At 70.3% G+C, this 17,861-nt stretch carries 16 protein-coding genes; 2 read left to right on the forward strand and 14 right to left on the reverse strand.

Annotated features, from left to right (window positions below):
• The first annotated feature begins 31 nt into the window (after window positions 1-31).
• The gene (gndA, locus tag ACIBJB_RS14190; RefSeq protein ID WP_398930119.1) at window positions 32-1,471 is read left to right on the forward strand and encodes an NADP-dependent phosphogluconate dehydrogenase; all 1,440 of its coding nucleotides are present in this window, start codon (window positions 32-34) and stop codon (window positions 1,469-1,471) included.
• A gap of 536 nt (window positions 1,472-2,007) precedes the next feature.
• Here gndA and ACIBJB_RS14195 read toward each other — a convergent pair.
• The 12 genes from ACIBJB_RS14195 to ACIBJB_RS14250 all read right to left on the reverse strand — a co-directional run bounded on the left by ACIBJB_RS14195 (window position 2,008) and on the right by ACIBJB_RS14250 (window position 14,842).
• Complete coding sequence (locus ACIBJB_RS14195) at window positions 2,008-2,358, reverse strand: GNAT family N-acetyltransferase (protein ID WP_398930121.1); 351 nt, start codon at window positions 2,356-2,358, stop codon at window positions 2,008-2,010.
• 35 nt (window positions 2,359-2,393) lie between these two features.
• Window positions 2,394-2,813: an aspartate 1-decarboxylase gene (panD, locus tag ACIBJB_RS14200; protein WP_326661438.1), complete on the reverse strand. Its 420-nt coding sequence runs from the start codon at window positions 2,811-2,813 to the stop codon at window positions 2,394-2,396.
• Between the two features lie 188 nt (window positions 2,814-3,001).
• Entirely contained in the window at window positions 3,002-3,655 is a 654-nt protein-coding gene (locus ACIBJB_RS14205) for an NAD(P)-binding oxidoreductase (protein ID WP_398930123.1), read from the reverse strand.
• Between the two features lie 63 nt (window positions 3,656-3,718).
• Entirely contained in the window at window positions 3,719-4,744 is a 1,026-nt protein-coding gene (locus ACIBJB_RS14210; protein WP_398930125.1) for an alpha/beta hydrolase, read from the reverse strand.
• 6 nt (window positions 4,745-4,750) lie between these two features.
• Window positions 4,751-5,083: a DUF4387 domain-containing protein gene (locus ACIBJB_RS14215; RefSeq protein ID WP_398930127.1), complete on the reverse strand. Its 333-nt coding sequence runs from the start codon at window positions 5,081-5,083 to the stop codon at window positions 4,751-4,753.
• The gene (locus ACIBJB_RS14220; protein WP_398930129.1) at window positions 5,076-6,461 is read right to left on the reverse strand and encodes an acyclic terpene utilization AtuA family protein; all 1,386 of its coding nucleotides are present in this window, start codon (window positions 6,459-6,461) and stop codon (window positions 5,076-5,078) included. Before ACIBJB_RS14220 ends, ACIBJB_RS14215 begins: the two co-directional genes overlap by 8 nt.
• 44 nt (window positions 6,462-6,505) lie before the next feature.
• Window positions 6,506-7,492, reverse strand: a complete 987-nt coding sequence (locus tag ACIBJB_RS14225) for a phosphoglycerate dehydrogenase (RefSeq protein WP_398930131.1) — start codon at window positions 7,490-7,492, stop codon at window positions 6,506-6,508.
• Between the two features lie 49 nt (window positions 7,493-7,541).
• Window positions 7,542-8,816 carry an MFS transporter gene (locus ACIBJB_RS14230; protein ID WP_398930133.1) on the reverse strand — a complete coding sequence of 425 codons (1,275 nt, stop codon included), beginning with the start codon at window positions 8,814-8,816 and terminating at the stop codon, window positions 7,542-7,544.
• On the reverse strand, window positions 8,813-10,894 hold the full coding sequence (locus tag ACIBJB_RS14235; RefSeq protein ID WP_398930135.1) for a hydantoinase/oxoprolinase family protein: 2,082 nt from the start codon (window positions 10,892-10,894) through the stop codon (window positions 8,813-8,815). Before ACIBJB_RS14235 ends, ACIBJB_RS14230 begins: the two co-directional genes overlap by 4 nt.
• The gene (locus tag ACIBJB_RS14240; RefSeq protein ID WP_398930137.1) at window positions 10,891-12,558 is read right to left on the reverse strand and encodes a hydantoinase B/oxoprolinase family protein; all 1,668 of its coding nucleotides are present in this window, start codon (window positions 12,556-12,558) and stop codon (window positions 10,891-10,893) included. Before ACIBJB_RS14240 ends, ACIBJB_RS14235 begins: the two co-directional genes overlap by 4 nt.
• Window positions 12,555-13,706, reverse strand: a complete 1,152-nt coding sequence (locus ACIBJB_RS14245) for a tartrate dehydrogenase (protein ID WP_398930139.1) — start codon at window positions 13,704-13,706, stop codon at window positions 12,555-12,557. The genes ACIBJB_RS14240 and ACIBJB_RS14245 overlap by 4 nt, the downstream gene beginning before the upstream one ends.
• A 227-nt stretch (window positions 13,707-13,933) precedes the next feature.
• Window positions 13,934-14,842, reverse strand: a complete 909-nt coding sequence (locus ACIBJB_RS14250; protein ID WP_398930141.1) for a LysR substrate-binding domain-containing protein — start codon at window positions 14,840-14,842, stop codon at window positions 13,934-13,936.
• Window positions 14,843-14,916: 74 nt separating this feature from the next.
• Here ACIBJB_RS14250 and ACIBJB_RS14255 point away from each other — a divergent pair, with 74 nt between their 5' ends.
• Window positions 14,917-15,636 (forward strand): GntR family transcriptional regulator, encoded by a 720-nt coding sequence (locus tag ACIBJB_RS14255; RefSeq protein WP_398930143.1) that lies wholly within the window; start codon window positions 14,917-14,919, stop codon window positions 15,634-15,636.
• Between the two features lie 36 nt (window positions 15,637-15,672).
• Here ACIBJB_RS14255 and ACIBJB_RS14260 read toward each other — a convergent pair whose 3' ends face one another.
• Both ACIBJB_RS14260 and ACIBJB_RS14265 read right to left on the reverse strand, forming a co-directional pair.
• A complete protein-coding gene (locus ACIBJB_RS14260) occupies window positions 15,673-17,103 on the reverse strand; it encodes a sensor histidine kinase (protein WP_398930145.1) in 1,431 nt (476 codons plus the stop codon).
• Window positions 17,100-17,822 (reverse strand): response regulator transcription factor, encoded by a 723-nt coding sequence (locus tag ACIBJB_RS14265; protein WP_398930147.1) that lies wholly within the window; start codon window positions 17,820-17,822, stop codon window positions 17,100-17,102. The genes ACIBJB_RS14260 and ACIBJB_RS14265 overlap by 4 nt, the downstream gene beginning before the upstream one ends.
• Window positions 17,823-17,861: the final 39 nt, after the last annotated feature.

Below are 17,861 nucleotides of genomic sequence, written 5' to 3' on the forward strand. Positions count from 1 at the left end.
CGATCCACAGGATCTTTTGGGAGCAGGCGGTATGAGCACAACAGCGCAGATCGGCGTCACGGGCCTCGCGGTCATGGGCCGCAACCTGGCCCGCAACTTCGCCCGCAACGGCTATACGGTCGCCCTGCACAACCGGACCGCGTCGCGCACGCACGCCCTGGTCGAGGAGTTCGGCGGCGAGGGCGACTTCATCGCTGCCGAGACCGCCAAGGAGTTCGTGGCGGCGCTGGAGCGGCCGCGCCGGCTGGTCATCATGGTGAAGGCCGGTGAGCCGACCGACGCGGTGATCCAGGAGTTCGCGCCGCTGCTCGAGCCCGGCGACATGATCATCGACGGGGGCAACGCGCACTTCGCGGACACCCGGCGCCGGGAGCGCGAACTGCGCGAGCAGGGCATCCACTTCGTCGGCATGGGCGTCTCCGGCGGCGAGGAGGGCGCGCTGAACGGCCCGAGCATCATGCCGGGCGGCCCGAAGGAGTCGTACGACTCTCTCGGCCCGATGCTGGAGAAGATCTCCGCGAAGGCGGCGGACGGGGCGCCCTGTGTGACGCACGTCGGTCCTGACGGCGCCGGGCACTTCGTGAAGATGGTCCACAACGGCATCGAGTACGCCGACATGCAACTGATCGGTGAGGCCTACCAGTTGCTGCGGGACGTGGCCGGGTATTCCCCCAGCCAGATCGCCGACATCTTCCGCACCTGGAACACGGGCCGCCTGGACTCGTACCTGATCGAGATCACGGCCGAGGTGCTCTCCCACGTGGACGCGGCGACGGGCAAGCCGTTCGTGGACGTCGTGGTGGACCAGGCGGAGCAGAAGGGCACGGGCCGCTGGACCGTGCAGATCGCACTGGACCTGGGTGTCCCGGTGTCGGGCATCGCGGAGGCGGTCTTCGCGCGGTCCCTGTCGGGTCACGCGGAGCTGCGGGAGGCGTCCCGCGGTCTCGCCGGGCCCAAGGCGTCGCCGCTGAGCGAGTCGGAGGCGGGTGCCTTCGCCGACCGTGTCGAGCAGGCGCTGTACGCCTCGAAGATCGTGTCGTACACGCAGGGCTTCCACGAGATCGCGGCCGCCCGTGAGGAGTACGACTGGGACATCGACCTGGGCGCCGTCTCGGCGATCTGGCGCGGCGGCTGCATCATCCGCGCGGCCTTCCTCGACCGCATCCGGTCCGCCTACGACACCCGCGCGGACCTGCCCAGCCTGCTCTCCGACGACACCTTCGCCCAGGAGATCGCCGACGCCCAGGACGACTGGCGCGAGGTCATCATCGCCGCCACCCGCCAGGGTGTTCCGACGCCCGGCTTCGCGGCGGCGCTGGCCTACTACGACGCGCTGCGCGCCGAGCGGCTGCCCGCGGCGCTCACGCAGGGGCAGCGGGACTTCTTCGGGGCGCACACCTACCGGCGCACGGACCGCGACGGTTCCTTCCACACGCTGTGGGGCGGGGACCGGTCCGAGGTGACCGGCTGAGCGTCGCCCTGACGTGGCGGAGGGCCACCGTTCGGTGGCCCTCCTCCACTGTGTTCACGTGGGTCGCCGTCAGCTGAGCGGCGGCCCCGGCTCCGGGTTCGGTACCGGTTCGGGGCCGGGCGGGACAGGGGACGGCGACGGGTCGGGGACCGGGCCCGGACCTGGGCCCGGTCCCGGAGTCGGGTCCGGGTCCGGGGGTGAAGGGGGCTCCGGGGTGGGGCCCGGCGGCGTGGGAACCGGGCCGGGGCCCGGAGTGGGACCCGGGGGGACGGGGTCGGGGTACGGGTTGGTCATGGGGTCCTCCAGCCAGTCGGTCGACGTCGGCTCTGGACTACTCCCCGCGTACCCGTGAGCCCTCCCGCCAGTCACCCACCCGCGTGACGGGCGTGGCCCGCGTGGGTGCGCTCGGGGCGCGGGCGGGGGGTCTCGACGTGCGGTGTGGTGTCTCGACGTGCGGTGCGGTGCGCGACACCGGGCGTGACCGCGGCTTTCTTTTGGCCCGCCCGTGACCGCGGCTTTCTTTCGGGCCCGCCCGCTCAGAAGCCCTCGGGGTGGGCCGCGAGCCACGCCCGCGCCGCGCGGAGCAGTTCCGGGTCGGCGGCCGGGGCCTCGTCGGGGTGGCGCTCGGCCCACTTGACGACGTACGGGCAGAGCGGGGCGACGGTGAGGCCCTCGCGGGCCGCGATGGTGTAGAGCTCGCGGGCCAGGGAGCCCGCGATGCCCTGTCCCTCGTGGGCCGGTTCCACGATGGTGTGGACCGGGACCAGGGCACGCGCCGGGGATTCGAGGACGAAGTACTGGATGTGACCGACGACCTCGCCTCCCCCGCTACCGAGGGCCTCCAGCCGGCCGGCCGGCCGGTCGTCGCGGATCTCTATGTCGCTCATGGGCACGCTCCTGGTCCGAAGGTCGTCGAGCGGGGTCAGGCCGACACCGCCTGCGGGCTGCGCTCCTGGTCCGAACCCGGCACCGGCTCGGACGGGTCGGCCCCCAGCGCCACGATGCGGTTGTCGTGGTCCACGTGCACGACCCGGGGTACGAGCGCCCGCGCCTCGGCGTCGGTCACCTGAGCGTAACTGATGATGATCACCAGATCTCCGGGGTGGACGAGATGGGCGGCGGCACCGTTGATACCGATCACGCCGGAGCCGCGCTCACCCTCGATGACGTACGTCTCGAGCCGGGCACCGTTGGTGATGTCGACGATGTGGACGAGCTCACCGGGCAGCAGATCAGCGGCGTCGAGGAGATCCGCGTCGATGGTCACCGATCCCACGTAGTGCAGGTCGGCCTGGGTGACGGTGGCTCGGTGGATCTTGGATTTGAACATGGTACGCAGCATCCGGGCACTCCCACGAGTAGGCTCCCTGCCTGTTTTCCCAGGTCAAGGGCTGTTTTCGATGCATCAGGTGCCGGGAGGGGCCGCCGGGTTCGTCCTCACGTCCCCGGCTGTGGCCCTCACGAACGGCGGCATTCAGCGTACGCAACGGCCGGCGAAGACTCTCGTGACGATCGCCACAGCGGGGCAGATCAGCTGCGGACGTTCGCGCGGACCGCCTCTTCGATGGGTGTCGGCCCAGTGTTGAGTTCGAGGATCTGCCGGCCGATCCGTGGCTCGTGGAGCAGTTCGGCCAGGGTGGCGGCGACGTCGTCACGCGTGATCTCACCGTGGAACTCCGCAGGGCCGAGGGACACGGTGCCGGTTCCCGGACCGTCGAGGAGCAGTGCGGGGCGCAGGATCAGCCAGTTCAGGTCACTGCGGCTGAGGGCGATGTCGGCGCCCTTCTTCACGGCGAAGTAGTACTCGACCTCCTCGCCGAGGTCGCGCTCCCGCCATGACTCCGGAAGCACCGACACGAGCGCGAGGCGCTCCACACCGGCGAGGCCCGCCGCCTTGATCGCTTTGACGACCCCGTCGCCGTCGATGGCCGTCGTGACCTCCTTGCTGCCGCCGTTCGACCCGGCGCTGAAGACGATCACGTCGGCGTCACCGAATGCTGCCGCCAGGTGCTCCACCGTCATGCTCGAGAGATCGCCGACTCGTGCGTCCACTCCTCGCGTCGCCAGTTCGGCCTGCTGCTCGTCCCGGCGTACGAGCCCGTGGACGGCGTCTCCCCGCGCGCGCAGTTTCTGCGCGAGCAGACCACCGATACCGCCGGTGATGCCGATGATGAAGACGTCCACCTTGCATGCTCCATTCTCTCGATCCGGCTCGTCGGCTCCGTCGTCGGAGCGACGGCGGAACGATCAACGGCTCCGGTCCGCGCGGCTATTCCGAGCTTCCAGGGGCCGTCGGTCCTGAACCCGCAGGGCCCTGCGCAGTGCGCTGTGGCGACGTGCACGGACGCGCACCGTCAGATCGGCTCGGGGGGCGAGACTCTCGCCGCCGTGGATGCCGCCCGGATAGACGTGGAGTTCGACCGGTACGCCGGCCCGCATGAGTCGTTGAGCGAAGTCGGTCGCCTCGTCGCGGAGCAGATCCAGGTCGCCGACGTCGACGTACGTCGGCGGCAACCTCGTCAGATCGTCGGCACGCGCCGGCGCCGCGTAGGGCGACACGTGGTCGGTTCCGAAGTCCTCCCCGAGATACGCCTCCCATGCCTGGAGGTTCGCCTCGCGACTCCATGCGCCGAAGCCGGTGTTGACGTAGGTGGAGGGCGTCGATGAGCGGTCGTCCAGCATGGGAGAGACGAGTGTCAGGTAGGCGATCTCGGGGCCGCCGCGGTCACGCGCGAGCAAGGCGGTGGCCGTGGCCAGACAGCCGCCTGCGCTCGGTCCGTACAGAGCGATGCGGCCGGGATCGATGCCCAGCTCCTGCCGGCCTTCGGCGATCCAGGAGAGAGCCGCGAAGCAGTCGTCGACTGCGGCGGGGTACGGGTTTTCGGGCGCCAGACGGTAGGCGACCGAGACGACGACGCAGCCGGTTGCCCGGGCGAGCTCAGCCGCTTTCGCGTCGTCGCCGTCGACGCTCCCGGTGACCATCCCGCCACCGTGGACATAGCAAATACACGGTGCGCCCGCGGTGCTTCCCGCCGGACGATAGACCCGTGCCGGAACGGCCGCGTGCGGGGGCGCAGTTGATCGGATCGACACGTCACGGATTTCCATGTCGTGGTGTGCGGCCGTCCCTGGGCGGAGTGCGGCGAGTTCGGCCTGTTTCCGGCGGCGGGCCGTGATGCTGCCGATGCCACTGAGCCCCTGCGGACCGACGATGCTGACGTACTGGTCAAGGCGGGCCCGTACCTGCGGGTCCATACGGTCTTCGGCGTCCACGTGCGCTCATCGGCCCGTGGGTAGGGGCAGCATCGCCAGCGGCACGTGCTGTTGCCCGGAGTGGACGTCACGGTCATGCAGTGACGCCTGGCCGACGGGGCGCGGGAAGGAGATCTTGACGACGTTCAGCGACGGGATACGGAACATCTGGACCTCGGTCTCGTCGACTCCGTAGAGTGCGGCGACCGTACGCTCGTTGAGGTACGACTCGTCGGCCGTGATGCCGTAACCGTCCGCGTCGCGCAGGAACAACTCCATGGTGACCCAGAAGGGCCCGGCGTTCTTGGACCGGACCTCGAGGGCCAGATCTCCGAGGGTGGTGGGGCCCGTATCAGCCATGGTGCTCGGTCTCCTCGATCTCGATGCGGAACATGTCGGTGGGAGTGACGCTGTCGACGACATGGTTGAGGACGAACTCGTACGCGGGCCCCCGCTCGACTTCCGCCGGAGACGTGGCGAAGGCGAGGCTGGGCAGGTAGTTCATGTCGGCCGTCGGCAGATGCAGCATCAACGGGTTGGCGACCTTCGCCACCGCCGTGGCCGTCTCCTGGTCCGGCGCGTTGACCAGCAGCATGACTCCCACCTCGCGGGGCGGGCCCTGGGCCGGGTCGCGGTCCTTCAAGACCGCGTTGTAGCCGTACAGGCGTACGTCGAAGGCGTACTTGTCGTCAGCGAGGCCCAGTGTCTGCTCCACCCGCCGGCCGATCAACTCCCGCAGCAGGTCGGCCCACTCCTCGATGTTCGCCAGGATGTGGGGGTCTCGGACGGCGCTGAACGACATCGTCTCGTAGCCGGTGATCCTCGCGCCCTCCAGCTTGACGGTGTGCTGGTCGGCGACATGGAACCGCGAGCCCTCGACGCGCACGGTGCGGTCGTCGAGTGCCGTGTAGGTGGCTTCTCGGACGTCCAGGGTGCCGTCGGGTTCGCGCATCTCGAAGGGGTTCGCGGTCTCGTAGAGCATGTGCGCGGCGACCAGAATCGGGGTGCAGGCTACGGATGCGTCGAGCGGCTCGATGGTGAAGCCACCGGCGTCGATCGTGGCCAGTACCCCGCCGGCACGTGGGTTGCTGGTGCACTGTCCGCCGCATTCGACGATCTTGGAAGCGTGCCAGGTCGGTCCGGCCGGCATCCCCTTCATGAGGGGGTAGGCGGCCGCTACGGCGGTGTCGGTGGCGCGACCGGCCAGCACGACCTGGGCGCCCGCTTCGAGCGCGGCGACGATCGGCTCGTGGCCCATCATGCCCACGATGTGCGTGCAGCTGTCGAGCGTCTCGGGCTGAAGGGCGCCCAGGGGAGGCAGTGCGTGGATGTGGCCGGACTCCAGACGCTTCTTGAGCGCGTCGGCATCCTGCTCGCTGTAGATGCGGGCGACCCGCAGGTCCAGTCCCTCGTCCGCCAGAATCTCGGCGACGATGCCGGCGACCCAGTCGACACCGTCGTCGGTACCGCTGGTGCCGCACGAACCCACGATCAGCGGGATGCCGGCACGTGCCGCGGCCCGCAGCAGCACCCGCAGGTCACGGGCGACCGCCGCGCGCGTGGTCTTGGGCTGTGACGCGCCGAGGTAGTAGGGGCCGGAGTCGGTGCTCCCCCCGTCGACGGAGATCACGTCGGCACCGAGTTCCAGGCCGCGGTCGATCGTGGCCTCGGAAAATCCGGCCCCGAGCATGCCGGTCGGTGCCATGACCTTGATGGAGTCGTCCGGGTCGTGGTGCATGGGTTCTGCTTCCTGGTCGGTGTGGGATGGTCGGCGGGCAGGTGTCATCCGGTTCCTTCGGCGGTGGGGGTCTCCGGCAGCAGGTGAGCGTTCACGGGGAACCGGGGGCGTCCGGCGAGGGCGGCCACCAGCTCCGCCGCGCCCTTGAGGCCGGTGTTCGTCCGGGCTTCGGCGGTCTGCCCCGCGAGATGGGAGTAGACGACGATCCCGTCCACGTCCCGCAACGGGCTGTCGGCCGCGAGCGGTTCGTCGCTCACCACGTCGAGAGCCGCTGCGGCGATCTGGCCCCGGCGCACGGCGTCGGCGAGGGCCTGCTCGTCGACGATCGCTCCCCGCGCGGTGTTGACCAGGACCGCTGTGGGTTTCATCAGGCGGAAGGCGGCGGCATCCAGGAGACCTCGCGTCCGTTCGGTGAGCGCTGTGTGCACCGACAGGTGGTCGGCTGTGGCCAGGAGCTCGGGGAACTCGACGAACCGCACCGACGGATCGGTCCGCATGGTCTCCGGCACACCGGTCGTGCACAGCACCCGCATGCCGAACGCCTGCGCCAGCGGCACGACGGCGCGCGCGGCCGCCCCGTACCCCAGCAGGCCGAGAGTCGACCCGCGCAGTTCATGACCGTCATGCCTCGGCCAGGCACCGGCCCGGACTCCGAGCGCGCTGTGCACCAGTCCCCGGGCGGCGGCCAGCAGCAGACCGACGGTGTACTCGGCCACGGCGTTGGCGTTGATCCCCGGCAGATTGCTCACCGTGATGCCGAGCTTGCCCGCGGCGGCGATGTCGATCGAGTCGTAGCCCACTCCGGTGCGCACGATGACGCGCAGGCGGTGTGCGCGGGACAGGACCTCGGCGGTCAGGGGCTCGTTGGCGACGAGCGCCGCGTCGATCCCGTCGAGGGCGGCTGCGAGGTGCTCCGGGTCGCGGCGGCCGACCAGCGGCGCGTGGACCGTCGTGTGGCCCTGCGCGCGCAGGTACCGGTCGACCTCGTCACCGGGACGCAGGTAGTCGGTGGTGATCAGGATGCGGGACACGTGTCTCTCCTTTCCCGCTCATCGTTCGGCTCGTGTCGGGCCGTGCTCGCTACTTGGCGATCGCGGGGGCGGTTCGGCGCTGCAGGGCGCTGATCCTGGCGACGGCGACGATCGACAGCGAGGCGACGACGGCGATGTCGAGGAGCATCAGGGGCCAGCCGGTGACGTCGACCATCGCGCCCACCAGTGCGGGGCCGAGGAAGCCGCCGCCGGCCCAGCCGACGGTGTACAGGCCGGCGTAGGTCCCGAAGACCCGGGCGGAGGGGGCGAGGTTCCACAGGACGACCACCGCGTTGACGAGGAAGCAGGTGGCACCGGCGGCCGCGAGGCACAGGGCCACGGTGGCCCCGGTCGAGGTCTGCAGGAGCGTCCCCAGCACCATGGCGGCGGCGAAGATCGACATGCCCACGGTCATGACCCGAAGCCGTCCATGGCGCTCGGCGAGGACCGCTGCCGGGTAGGCCGCCAGGATGAAGGCGATACCGCTCGGCAGTGTCAGACCGCCGGCGGCTCCCCGTGGCATGTCGAGCGCTTCCATCCCGTACGGCGTGATCAGTGACCGGGACGCGGCCCACGCGCTGCCGAAGAGGAGGATCGCCACGAGGAGCAGGAGGCGGCTGCGGTCGGTGTCCTTGAGGATCTCGACGAAGGTGTCCCGGACCCGTGGCTCCTTGCCCTCGCCGTGCCCGAGCTCGCGGCCTTCCGCCACCGCGGCCTGGTAGGCCGGCGACCGGCTGTCACGCACGGTGGCCGCGAGCACCCCGACGGAGACGACCATGATGATCGCGGGGATCGCGAACGCGAGACTCAGATGGTGGTCGACCAGGAAGATGCTGATGACCGCGGCGACGATGGCCGTCAGACTCGAGGCGATCTTGACCGCGGCGTTGGCACGGCTGCGTCGCTCGGGCGCGATGAAGTCCGGGACGAGTGCCTCGGCGATCGGCTTGAAGGTGTTGGCCACCAGCGCGTACGCGAACATGATCGCGATCAGGAACGGCAGTGACGCCGCGGCGTGCGGGATGACGACGAACAGTGCGGCGGCGATCGGCATCCCCACCACCAGGTACGGCATGCGCCGACCCCAGGAGGTCCTGGTGCGGTCCGACCGGTTGCCGATCCACGGCTGGACGAAGATGCCCAGCAGGTTGTCCATGCCCATCAGCAGACCGACCAGGGCGGCGCTGCTGAGGTGCTCCCGCAGCAGCGGGGGGACCTGGGCTTCATAGAAGTTCCAGGTCGACTCCTGTGCGAAGACCGCGAGAGCGACCAGGAACGTGATGCGCCGGGTCCCTGAGCGCTGCCCTGCCGACATCGTCGTCATGAGGGCTGTCCCTGGCCGACTTCGATGACGAGGCTCAGGTCGTCAGTGACCCTGATCCGGCATTCCGGCCCGAAAGCGCAGGACGCCTCGCGTTCCTCGAAGACGGCGGGGCCGGCCATCTCGGTCCCGGGCACCAGCTCGTAGCGGTTCCAGACCGTGGCTTCGAGCCGCCCGTGTCCGGGGAAGTGGACCGAGCGGACGCCACGGCACTTGTCCTCTCCGCGCGCGTAGCTGCTCCCCGTCGGCATGGCGTGGTCGGGCAGGTGCATCGAGAGCCGCCAGTTCACGACCTCCGCGGCCCCGTCGAGGGACCTGCCGAACACGCTGCGGTACGTGGACTCGAAAGCTGTTCGTATGCGCTGGAGGTCGTCCGGGCCCAGGTCTCCCTCGGGCAGATCGACCTCGATCTCGAAGCCCTGGCCGAGGTAACGCATCTCCGCCGAACGGCGGATCCGCACCAGTGCCGGGTCCTCCGGCTGGAGGGTGGCGGTAGCGCGGGTGATCATCTCGTCGTAGAGCGCGGCGACCTGGTCCCAGTCGACGTCGGCGAGAGGCGACGGCAGACTCCGGACCTCGTCGACCGTGGGAGCCGCCGCCAGCAGCCCGCAGGCGGACATGACTCCCGCTCTCATCGGCACGATCACCCGCGGCATCTTCAGCGCTTTCGCCAGCCCGTAGGCGTGCGCGGGTCCGGCACCGCCGAACGCCATCAGGGCGAAGTCGGCGGGGTCCTTGCCCTGTTCGGACAGGTGCATGCGGGCGGCGGCGGCCATGCTGCCGGTGACCACCTCGACGATTCCCGCGGCGGCGTCGGTGAGGTCGAGTCCCAGCGGACCCGCCACGTCGCGGGTCAACGCCTTGTGCACCTCGGCCGTCCGCAGTCGCATCTCGCCGCCCAGGAAGCTTTCCGCGTCGAGATAGCCGAGCACCAGGTCGGCGTCCGTGACGGTCGGGCGCTCGCCGCCACGGCCGTAGGCGACCGGCCCGGGAACGGAACCGGCGCTGCGCGGGCCCACTTTGAGCAGGCCGAGAGCGTCGGGTGCCGCGATCGACCCCCCTCCCGAACCGATCTCGATCATGTCGACGACGGTCAGGCGGACCGGCAGCCCGGAGCCTGGCTTGAACCTGTCGACCCGCCCCGCCTCGAAGTCGTGCTTGAGTCGCGGCCGGCCCCCTTGGACGACAGCGATCTTCGCCGTCGTGCCACCCATGTCGAACGAGACGACATCCCGCTCCCCCAGCGTCCGGGCCGCCGCGGCCGCGGCGATGGCACCGGCAGCGGGACCCGATTCGAGCAGCCGCACGGGGAACCGCTTGGCGTCCTCGAGGGTGGTGACACCGCCGCCGGAGAGCATGATCCGCAGGGGCGCGTCGATCCCCAGGGCGGCCAGGTCGGCGCGCAGGTCGTCGAGGTAGCGCGACATCAACGGCTGCACGTAGGCGTTCAGGCAGGCGGTGCCGGCGCGCTCGTACTCGCCGATGACCGGGGCGACCGCGCTGGAGAGCGTGACCGGCAGGTCCGGGCACATCCGGGTGACCAGGTCCCGCACACGGTGCTCGTGCCCGGCGTTGCGGTAGGAGTGCATCAGGGCCACGGCCAGGGCCTCGATGCCCTGGCCGACCAGGTCCTCGACGGCCGTACGGACGGCTGTCTCGTCGAGCGGTTCCAGTTCGCGGCCGTCCGCGGCGATCCGGCCGGGCACACCGCGCCGCAGAGGACGCGGTACGAGGGGCTGCGCGGGCCGGGCGAGCAGGTCCGTGGTGTCGAACCTCGTCTCCCGTCCCATCTCCAGGACGTCGCTGAACCCGTCGGTGGTCAGCAGACCGACGACGGCTCCGGTGCGTTCCAGCAAGGTGTTCGTCACCAGGGTGGTGCCGTGCACGATGCCCGCGACATCGCCGGGTGCCGTGGAGGTCTCCGCCAGGAGGCGGGTTATCCCGGCGGTGATGGCCTCGTTGGGGGCGTGGGGGGTGGTGGGCAGCTTCCCTGGCCAGGACACTCCCCGACGCGGGTCGTGCAGCAGCAGGTCGGTGAAGGTCCCGCCGACGTCGACACCGATGCGCACCGTGCGGCTCATCGCTCCGCCTCCTCGAGTCCGTTCCCGCGGGCCGGTCGGGCGGTGACCGGGCTCCTGAGGGTGTAGCCGGCCATCTCGTCGGCGAGGAGGAGCTCGGGCTCACGTTCCTCGGGCTTGCCGAACCCGCCACCGCCGGGGAACGAGATCACCACCGAGGCACCGGGAGCCAGTTGAGAGATCGACTTCAGCGGGACGCGTTCGCCGGAGTCCAGGACGACCTGTGCGGGGGCGCCCGGCTCGCCGCCCGCCAGGCCGAGCGCCGGGTGCTGCTCACGGTCTCCGAGCAGGACCATCCGGACCGGCCGGCTCGTCGGGTTGTGCACCTCGATGTCCTGGCCCAGGCCGCCACGCCGGCGCCCCCGTCCGCCCGAACCTGCGCGCAGTTCCTTGCGCCGGAACCGCAGGGGGGAGGCGGTTTCCAGAGCCTCGATGCTGCCGCTGCCCGAGTTGGTGGGGAAGGCGGTCGTGGAGAGCCCGTCCCTCTCCATCGAGGCGCCCATGCCCGCGTTGGCGAAGAGCATCAGACTGAAGGGCCTGCCGGTGTCGTCGACTCCGTCGAAGCGGACCCGCAGCGCGGGTGCGCCCCCGCTGTCGGCGATGACGCGGTCGGGCAGGACGGGCGCCAGTGCCTGGTACACCGCGCACGACAGGAGGTGTCCAGTCAGGTGCCGTGCCACGACGGGCGCGGGGAACGTGGGGTTGACGATCGTGCCCTGCGGTGCGGTGACCCGGACGGCCCGGTAGGAGCCCCAGTTGGTGCGCGTCGACGGGTCCAGCAGGATCTTCAGCGGGTACATGGAGTAGGCGCGCGTGTAATTGAGGGTCGAGTTGACCGAGAAGGGCACCTGCGGCGAACTGCCGGTGTAGTCGATCTCGACCTCGTCGCCGCTCACCGTCACCGCGCACGCGATGTGCGTGGGACGTTCCTCGACGCCGTCCGCGTCCACGGTGGAGCGGTGGACGCCGTCGGGCAGTTCCCGCACGGCCGCGCGCATCGCGGCGTCGGTCACCGCGTGGACCTGGGCGGCGAACTCCTCGAAGTCCGGCTCGTCGAAGTCGGCGAGGAACTCCTGAGCACGTCGGCGGCACACCGCGTGGGCCGCTGCCTGGGCTTCGAGGTCGCCCCACACCTGGTCGGCCAGCCGCACGTTGGCCAGAAGCAGGCCCTTGACTCCCTCGTCGACCCGGCCGGCGCGGAACAGGCGCAGCGGGGGGATCAAGATGCCCTCGGAGATCAGCTCGGTGGCGCGCAGGGAAGGTGTTCCGCCGATGTCCGGGGAGTGCGCCACGGTGCCGGCGTACGCGACGAGCCGGCCTCGGTGGAAGACCGGGGTGATCATGGCGATGTCGGGCAGGTGACCCGTGGCGATCCAGGGGTCGTTGGTGATGACGCAGTCGCCGTCCTGCCACTCCTCGGCCGGGAACCGTTCGAGGACCAGGGCGGTCAGCGAACTCATCAGAGCCGCGAAGGCCGGGATCCCGGCCCGCGACTCCGCCATCGTGCGGCCCTCACGGTCCATCAGGACGACCGTGTAGTCGTTGGACTCCCGGATGATCGTCGAGAAGGCCGTACGGAGCATGGTGGAGGCCGCCTCGTCCGTGGCGGCGGCGAGCCGGTCCCAGCGCACTTCGAGACCGATCGGGTCGGAGACGGGCCTGGTCATGACGCCGCGACCTCCTCTTCGGCGGCCGGGTGACCCGCCGCTGCCGCTCCCCCACCGCTGACCAGGGGCACATCCGCCGCGATCCGGTCGGCGATGGCCTTCCCGAGTTCCACCGTGGTGCCGGTGCCTCCGAGGTCGGGAGTGAGGACGCCGGGCCGGGCCTCGAGAACGGTCTCGATCGCGTCCAGCACCCGGGCGGCCGCCTCGTGTTCGCCGAGGTGCGTGAGCATCATCGCGCCGCTCCAGATCTGCCCGACGGGGTTGGCGATGCCGAGGCCTGCGATGTCGGGGGCCGACCCGTGGACCGGCTCGAACAGACTGGGATGACTGCGGTCGGGGTTGATGTTGGCGCTCGGGGCGATGCCGATCGTGCCGGTGCAGGCGGGTCCGAGGTCCGAGAGGATGTCGCCGAAGAGGTTGCTGGCGACGACGACGTCGTAACGGTCGGGATGCAGGACGAACTTGGCGGTGAGGATGTCGATGTGATCCTTGTCCGCGGTCACTTCGGGGTACCGCGCCGCCATCTCGGTGGCGCGCTCGTCCCAGTACGGCATGGAGATCGAGATTCCGTTGCTCTTCGTCGCCCAGGTCAGGTGCCTGCGGGGGCGGGTGGACGCCAGATCGAAGGCGTAGCGCAGCACGCGGTCGACGCCGGTCCGTGTCATCACGGTCTCCTGCAGCACCGTCTCGCGGTCGGTGCCCTCGAAGATCCGGCCGCCGATGCTGGAGTACTCGCCCTCGGTGTTCTCGCGGACGACGTAGAAGTCGATGTCACCGGGCCGGTGGTCGCGCAGGGGGCTGCGCACTCCGCGCAGGAGCCGGACCGGACGCAGATTGACGTACTGGTCGAACCCTCGCCGCAGCTGCAGGAGGCTGCCCCACAGCGACACATGGTCGGGGACCACCTCGGGCCAGCCGACCGCACCGAAGAAGATCGCGTCGAAGGCGCCGAGTACGTCCCGCCAGTTCTCGGGCAGCATGGTGCCGTGCCGCAGCCAGTAGTCGGCACTGGCGAAGTCGAATTCCGTCACATCGAGTGCGAACCCGTGGAGTTCGGCGGCGGCCCGCAGGGACCTCAGGCCCTCGGGGACGACCTCTTGGCCGATCCCGTCGCCCGGGATCGCTGCGATGCGATAAGTCTTGGGCACGAATGCACTCCTCAGCCCGCGTGATGGATACACCCGGCTCGGCGGTGAACGCCCTGTCCGGCCAGGGCATCTCGACCGGCGCGCGGTGTGAGCCCACCTTGGTCAGCGGCGACCGCCGTTACAAGCCCGTAACAGGCAAGGTGGGCTTTCCGCGACGGAAAGCCTCGTCGTCGCGGGCGCGTCGGAGGCGGTCGCCGTTCAGCGGGGATGCGCTCGAGGCGGCTGTGTCACCTGGAACTCCCCAGACGGCCGGGCAGGCCGGCCGCCAGATGGTCGATGAGGTCGGACACGCGGCGCGGGACGTGGCCGTCGTCCTCCAGGAGGGCATAGATGTCCGCCGCGGGCGTCGGCATGTGAGGGAGTACGCGAACGAGTTCACCCCGCTCGATGTGCGGACCGACATGCCACTCGGAGCGCATGATCACGCCGCGGCCCTCCAGGGCCCAGTTGGTCACCACGTCGCCGTCGTTGCTCGACAGTGAACCGCGCACCCGCACGTACCGCGGGTCCCCGACGTCACCGAACCGCCAGAGCGCGTAGTCGCTCTCGTTCTCGCGCAGCACGATGCAGTCGTGCCGCGCGAGGTCCTCCACCCGCGTCGGAGCGCCGCGCCGGTCCAGGTAGGACGGTGCGGCACACGGCACACGGCGGTTCTCCGCCAGGCGGCGCATCCGCAGTGAGGAGTCGGGGGGACTTCCGACGTGGACGGCGACGTCGAACTCGCGTTGATGAGGTCGCAGAGGCAGCGCCGACGTGTTCAGCTGCACCTGCACCTTGGGATGCGCCGCCGCGAACTCCGCCAGCAGCGGCGCCACGTGCGCTCGGCCGAGGCCGAGAGTCGCCTGGACGATCAGGGAACCACGCAGTTCCCCGGAGCGGTCGGTCACGAGGTCCTCGAGTTCGTGGAGCTGGTCGAGGATCGCGTCCAGCCTGCGCGCGTACAGGGCACCCTCCGAGGTGAGGACCAGCCGGCGTGTGCCCCGCTGGGCGAGACGTACGTCGAGGCGCTCCTCCAGTGCCTTCAGCCGCTTGCTGACGACGGGCAGTGAACATCCGAGGTGGTGTGCCGCTGCCGTGAGCGTCTCGCTGGCGGCGACGACCTGGAAGAACTGCAGATCGTCGATGGACATCTTCATGCGACACCCCCGGGGATCCCACGCAGCCACTCAGCCCGTTGACGCAACACGCTACAGCAAATAACATCCGTAATATGGGACAGTTGCCGCAGCTCATGACGCCCGTGACCCTGGGAGACCAGGCCTACACGGCGATTCGTGAAGCGATCATCTCCGGCTCGCTCCAGCGCGGCGAGAAGGTGACGGAGCGCGGGCTGGCCGAATCGCTCGACATCAGTGCGACACCGGTCCGTGAAGCACTGCGGCGCCTCGAACAGGACCGGCTCGTCGAGAGGGTCGGCCCCCGCTCGGTGCGGATCGCCAAGTTCGAGGAGAGCGAACTGCGCGAGTTCACCATGATCGAGGACTCGCTGCGGGCCCTGTCCGCGCGACTCGCGGCGGAGAAGTCGACCGCGGCACAGCGTCGGGCGATGTGCGCCCTGCTCGACAGGGCCGACGAACTGGTCGGCCGGATCGAAGCGGCCGGTGCGGACGGTCCGAGTGAGCGCGAGCTGATCGTGGAACTGCTGGGCTGCATGCGCCGGTTCCATGCGGCGATCGACCAGGCCAGCGGTAACTCCACACTGCTCCAGATGCTGCACATGGTCGATGCCTTCGGCGCGGACGAGCGCCGCGACAGCCTTCTCGACGAGGTCAGCGGCGAACGGCGCGATGCCGTGCGGGAGCGTTACCGTCAGCACCGCGCCATCTACGATGCCATCGCCGCGGGAGACGGGGACCGCGCGGAAGAGCTGATGCGTGTGCACAGCCGGGACTCCAACACGTCGCGCGTGGCGGCACGTTTCCCGGACTGAGAGGCACCGGTCTCGGACTGAGAGGCACGGGGAGCGTCAGCTCCCGGACCGCCTGCGGGGAAGACAGAGAGTGACCTCGGTCCCGACTCCCACCTCCGACTCCACACGCACCTGGCCCTGGTGGGCGTGCACGATGGCCTCCACGATGGCCAGGCCGAGACCCGAGCCGCCGTAGGCACGGCTACGGCTCGCCTCGGCGCGCCAGAAGCGCTCGAAGACGCGCGGCAGATCCTGCGGGGAGATGCCCGGACCGTCGTCGGTGACGGTCAGTCGGACCTCGTCACGCCACTGGGCGATGGCCACACGTACGGCGGTCCGGGCAGGGGTGTGCTGGACGGCGTTGCCGACGAGGTTGCGCAGGACCTGTTGCAGGCGGTCGGCGTCCCCGAGGACGGGGGCGGGCGGTGCGGTTGCCAGGGTGATGCTGCGCTGCGGGTAGATGATCTGGGCGTCCTCGACGACGCTCGCGGCCAGGGCGGTGAGGTCGACGTCGTCCAGCTCGACCGGGCGGCCGGCGTCCAGGCGGGCCAGCAGAGCGAGGTCTTCGACGAGCAGACGCATCCGTCCGACCTCGTTCTCGATGTGCTCCAGGGCTGTTTCGAGGCCCGGCCCCGAGACGCCGCCCTGGCGGTGCAGGTCGAGCCATCCGGAGATGGTGGAGAGCGGGGTGCGCAGTTCGTGGGAGGTGTCGGCGGCCAGGGAGCGCACGGTCGCCTCCGCTCGGGCCTGGGCGTCGAAGGCCCGGTTGACTGCTTCGGCGAGCCGGTCGACCTCGCTGCCGTCGCGTCTGGACGGCAGGCGTTCCGTGAGGTGACCCTCGGCGATGGCGTCGGCGGTGCGGGCCATGCGGGCCAGGGGCCTCATTCCGAGGCGCAGGACGATGACGGCGAGTGCCAGCAGCACCAGCAGGGCGGCTGCGACGAGGGCGAGTTGACGCCTGATGACCGAGTCGACGGTGCTGTCGTCGACGGAGGTGTCGATGGTGAGGATGAGGGCGGCCGGCTGGACGGGGTCCTCGGCGCGTCCGCGGTCGATGGTGAGTCCGGGGCTGGGGATGCGGACCGCCGCGAGGCCGTGCTCGCCTTCGTCTCCGTCGCGGGTGACGAGGGTGCCGGCCGGTGCGGTGGCGCAGAGTGCGACGAGTTCGTCGGCTGACGTCGAGGCGGAGCCGGTGCTTTCCAGGACCGTGTTGTCCGTGTCGACGACGATGATCCCGAGCGGTGCCCCCAGAAGCGCGGCGAGTTGGTCCGCGTCCGCCGTCTGAGGCCCGCGCTCGATCACCTCGGCGAGCCGGTCGGCGCTGGCCTGAAGGGTTCTCTCGTCCCGCTTGTCGAGGAAGTCCTCCAGGAGGGAGGCGCTGATGACCGCGGCGGCCGTCAGGCCGAACACGAGCAGGACGGCCAGGCCGGCCAGCAGGCGCACGCGGACGCTGGAGCGGGACCGGGTGACGCGGCTGCGGAGATTCACTTCTGCGCCTGTTCTCGGAGCGTGTAGCCGACGCCTCGGACGGTGTGCAGCAGAGGAGTGTGCCCCTGGTCGATCTTGCGGCGGAGGTTGGAGACGAAGCGTTCGACGACGACGGAGTCTCCGCCGAAGTCGTACTGCCAGACGGCCTCCAGGATCTGGGCCCGGGACAGGACCTGTCCCTGATGGCTCAACAGGTGGTGCAGGAGGCGGTATTCGGTGGGCGAGAGCTCGACGGCCCGGCCCGCGCGCCGGACCTCGTGGCGGCGATCGTCCATGACCAGGTCCGCGCAGCCCAGCGGGGCCTCCTCGGGGGTGGCGGCTCCGCTGCGTGCGCGGCGCAGGAGGGCCTGCAGCCGGGCGCCGACCTCGACGACGCTGAAAGGCTTGGTGACGTAGTCGTCGCCGCCCAGGCGCAGGCCCCGTACGCGGTCCTCGACGGCGTCGCGGGCGGTGAGGAAGAGGACCGGCACGTCCACCGCGCGATCCCTGAGGAGTTGGAGGATCTCGAATCCGTCGGCGTTGGGGAGCATGACGTCCAGGACGATGACGTCGGGGGGCCGACGGCCGATCTGTTCCAGCGCTTCCGTCAGATCACCCGCCACGTCGACCTCGAAGCCCGCGAAGCCGAGAGCCGAGATCAACAGCCGCCGGATACCGGGATCGTCATCGATCACCAGCACGCGTTCGGTGGTGCCTGGCGGTGTGTCGACGGTGTTCATGCGTGCTCCTTGAGCGGTCCCGGTAACGGCGTGGCTGGT

It is taken from the genome of Streptomyces sp. NPDC050759, assembly GCF_044456945.1.
GTDB lineage: Bacteria > Actinomycetota > Actinomycetes > Streptomycetales > Streptomycetaceae > Streptomyces.